3 protein-coding genes are annotated in these 4,273 nt (G+C 38.2%); 1 reads left to right on the top strand and 2 read right to left on the bottom strand.

Translation table 11 applies throughout. The features are described 5' to 3' along the window. Positions 1 to 24: 24 nt before the first annotated feature. Positions 25 to 570, bottom strand: coding sequence for a TIGR00645 family protein (locus tag GQR46_RS16815; protein ID WP_165741611.1), 546 nt, complete (start codon positions 568 to 570; stop codon positions 25 to 27). A gap of 239 nt (positions 571 to 809) precedes the next feature. Between GQR46_RS16815 and GQR46_RS16810 the strand changes: the two genes are divergently transcribed. Then, entirely contained in the window at positions 810 to 1,052 is a 243-nt protein-coding gene (locus GQR46_RS16810) for a hypothetical protein (RefSeq protein WP_007582596.1), read from the top strand. Positions 1,053 to 1,368: 316 nt separating this feature from the next. Here the strand turns inward: GQR46_RS16810 and topA are convergent, their stop codons facing one another. After that, entirely contained in the window at positions 1,369 to 4,077 is a 2,709-nt protein-coding gene (topA, locus tag GQR46_RS16805) for a type I DNA topoisomerase (protein ID WP_165727402.1), read from the bottom strand. Positions 4,078 to 4,273 lie beyond the last annotated feature (196 nt).

Here is a 4,273-nt window from a genome sequence, read left to right as displayed (position 1 = left end):
GGCTTTTTTGTGCATTTAATTTTTCTAATGACTTTGGGTTTTACTGTTTAAGTAGTCAGTTAAAGCAAATAAAACGCCTGACATTACAAACGTGACATGAATAGTCACTTTCCAAAGTAGCTCATCACTTGGATATGCGCCTGAGTTTATAAATACTTTTAATAACTCAACAGCAGAAATAGCGACTATCGCACTTATTAATTTCATCTTTAGACCTGAAAAACCAACCTTTCCCATCCAAGATGGTCTGTCTTCGTGATTATCAATATTAAGCTTAGAAACAAAGTTCTCGTAACCACTAAATGTAATGATCAGCAATAACCCCGCTAATAATGCTGTCTCAACTAAAGTTAGAATACCGACAAGTAACTCTTGATTGGTTGCTGTAAATGTCGCAATACCCATTAAATAAAGCTGCTTAAAAAACTTTATTAACAACAGTACAACTGCAAATAGTAAACCCACAAAAAATGGGGCTAGTAGCCAACGCCCTTTAAAAATAAAAGATTCTAATGCATGCTCTACTTTATTAGCTTGGCGTGGTTTTTTATTAGGGGTGTGTGATGACATTGATTTGTCTTTTAATTAAAAAAGCGACCTTAGCTTATAAACCACTGCAACACAATGCTGCGAAATCCTGACAAGTAAATTACTCATCCTCACGATAAAAAAATTTCGTTATCTTTTATTTCGTTTTCGTTTAAAAATCAGTATACCAACAGAGTTGTTCTGGATTGGGCACTACTGGTTTAAACCTAATCTTAAACTGGGTAAATCAGTCATCACACCATTTTTTTAGGAATAAACGAATGAAAAAAGCATTGCTAGCATTAATCGTAGCTCCACTATTTGCAGTATCTGCGACTTACGCGGTAGCAGACGATGCGCCAACAGCTTCAGCCGAAATGGTAAAAGAATACACAGAAATGTGTGTTAACTGGGCTAAAGATGATGACGTAAGCAATGAAGAGCTAAATGCCTACGTATTAAAATGCGTAAATGATGAGCTTGAATCTGAAGGCTATAAAAAAGTATCTTCTGTTAAGATTTAATCATACCAATTGCATTAAATTAATGTTCTATTATACCGCTAAGAAAATAGCTCAATAGCAAGTGAAATAGCATGACATATAGTTGTTTTATATGAATGTTTTTTAACGCAGTGAGTGGGTTATTTAGTGCAATATAATGACCATTTTTTAATAAAATTGGTATCTCCAATACGCTTAGTTGAATGTACTGCTAATAAAGCCGTTGCGAAAACATTCAACTAAGCACAAAAAAACCGGAATAGACACAAGCTGTGCGTTCCGGTTTTTTTATGGTTTTTTAAAACCTATAAAAAGTTATGAATAAGCGATAACGTGCTTATTCATCTTCTTTTTTAGCTTTCGCTTTAGGCTTTGCTTTAGCTGGTGCCTTTTTTGCAGCAGCTTTCTTTTTAGGTGCTGCCTTTTTCTTCGCTTCTTCTGTCCATTTACCTGCTTCATAATGAGCAGTCCAGCCAGTAGCTTTACCGTCAACTTCAGTCATAACATACTGAGCTTTATTTTTACGGCTATAGCGTACAACAGCAAGATTACCATCAGGATCTTTAGCAGGTGCATCTGCTAAGTAATAAAACTTAGGCGAAATACGGTCTCTAAAGCGTTTTAACTCTTCTACTTTAGGTGCACGTGTTTCACGAGACTTAGGAAAAGTATTTGCAGCTAAAAATATACCCGCGGCGCCATCACGTAATACAAAATACGCATCTGACTTTTCACATTCTAATTCAGTAATGTGAACAGGGTCTTCTTTTGGTGGAGCAGCTTCGCCACTTTTAAGTAGTTTACGTGTATTTTTACACTCGTCATTATTACAGCCAAAGTACTTACCAAAGCGACCAGATTTAAGCTCCATGTCAGAGCCACATTTATCACATTCGATAATTGGTCCGTCATAGCCTTTAATTTTAAAGGTACCTTCTTCAACTATATGCCCTTTACATGCTGGATTATTACCACACACATGTAATTTACGGGTTTCGTCAATTAGGTATGAATCCATTGCCGTTTCACAAATCGGGCAACGTTTCATCTGCATTAGCTTTTCAGTTTCTTCGTCTTCGACATCGGCTGCAACCGCTTCATCGCCCGACACTAAGTTCATTGTCGTTGTACAACGCTCTTTAGGTGGTAAGCTATAGCCAGTACACCCTAAGAAAACACCAGTTGATGCTGTGCGTATACCCATTTTTCGGCTACACGTAGGACATTCAATATCCGTTTCAACCATCTCGTTGAGACGCATACCGCCATTTTCTGGCTCATCTTTAGCGACAGTTAATTGCGTTGAAAAATCAGCATAAAATTTATCAAGAACTTCAGTCCATACTCGCTCGCCTTCAGCGATGTCATCTAAACGGCCTTCCATTTTTGCTGTAAAATCAAAATTCATTAAATCAGTGAAGTTTTCAACCAAACGATCGGTAACTATTTCACCCATTTTTTCAGCAAAGAAACGGCGATTTTCTACACGTACATAACCACGATCTTGAATCGTTGATATAATTGACGCATAAGTAGATGGACGACCAATACCGCGTTTTTCAAGCTCTTTTACTAAACTTGCTTCACTAAAGCGCGCTGGCGGTTTAGTAAAATGTTGCTTAGGATCAAGTTCGATTAAAGTAAGGACTTCACCTTCTTTAACAGCCGGTAGTGATTGATCTTCTTCGTTTTTCTTACGTATCGCAGGTTGTACTTTTGTCCAACCATCAAAGCGGAGCACACGGCCTTTCGCTTTAAGCTGGAAGTCGTTAGCTGCAACAGTTAGTGTTGTTAAATCGTATTCAGCAGGTACCATTTGGCACGCTACAAACTGACGCCAAATTAGCTCGTACAGTTTTTTAGCATCAGCATCTACACCTTCAACATGCCCAGATAACACGGTAACGCTTGAAGGACGTATTGCTTCATGCGCTTCTTGTGCATTACCTTTAGAGCTGTAGCTAATTGGATCTTTTGGTAAATATTTAGCACCAAACTCGTTTGTTACATACTCACGACACATTTCAACCGCGTCTTTTGAAAGATTAGTTGAATCGGTACGCATATACGTAATATAACCGCCTTCATACAAACGCTGAGCAAGCATCATGGTCTTTTTAACGCCATAACCTAAACGTGTACTTGCCGCTTGCTGCATGGTTGAAGTAATTAATGGCGCACTTGGGCGACTTTTACTTGGTTTTTCTTCAACGCTAATTACTTTATATTCTGCATTCTCAAGGCTTTTAACCGCTGCGCTAGCCTGAGCTTCATTTACAGGCTTAAATGGCTTTCCTGCTTGTTTGGCTACTTCTAAGCGTAACTCAGACTCAGTATTTTTAACGTCAGCGTGAATATCCCAAAATTCTTCTGGAATAAATGCTTTAATTTCACGTTCACGCTCTACTAATAAACGTACAGCAACAGACTGAACTCGTCCTGCAGAAAGTCCGCGGGCCACTTTAGCCCACAATAAAGGTGATACCATAAAGCCAACAACACGGTCTAAAAAGCGACGTGTTTGCTGAGCGTAAACCATATCAGTATTAAGCTCGCCAGGTGTTTCAAACGCTTGCTGTATTGCGTTTTTAGTAATTTCGTTAAAAACTACGCGCTTATATTTAGCAGGATCACCACCAATGATTTCTTGAAGGTGCCAAGCAATTGCTTCCCCTTCTCTATCCAAATCCGTTGCGAGATATATTTGGTCTGCATTTTCAGCCAGCTTTTGTAATTCTTGAACAACTTTTTCTTTACCAGGCAGTATTTCGTAATGCGGATCCCAGCCTTGGTTTGGGTCTATACCCATACGCGCGACTAAGTTTGTATAATCTCGTTGCTTTTTATACGCTGCTTTCTCTTCAGGTTCCATTTTACGAACTTCTGCTGGCGTTTTAGTTGCCGGCACTTTAGCTTTGCTCGAACCTGAAGTAGGTAAATCTCGTACATGCCCAATACTGGACTTTACGATGAAGTCATTACCTAAATATTTATTAATTGTTTTAGCCTTAGCAGGAGACTCTACAATTACTAGCGATTTGCCCATAGTTGCCTATTTCTAACCAAATATTGAAAATGTGTTTTGCCGACATAAGCGGCGCGAATATTTATAGGTATATCTACAAACACTAGTTGTTACAAGCTTTTAATACAAACTTTTCAGTATTTACTGAATAAACGAACAATTTTTGTCGTTAAATTAAACAAACTAGTGTTTTTAGATTAATTGATGTGGAATATAT

This window comes from Pseudoalteromonas sp. Z1A6, assembly GCF_011378745.1.
Classification (GTDB): Bacteria; Pseudomonadota; Gammaproteobacteria; order Enterobacterales; family Alteromonadaceae; genus Pseudoalteromonas; species Pseudoalteromonas arctica.
The sequence above is the reverse complement of the archived record's forward strand: the minus strand, read 5'-3'. Positions and strand labels throughout refer to the sequence as shown.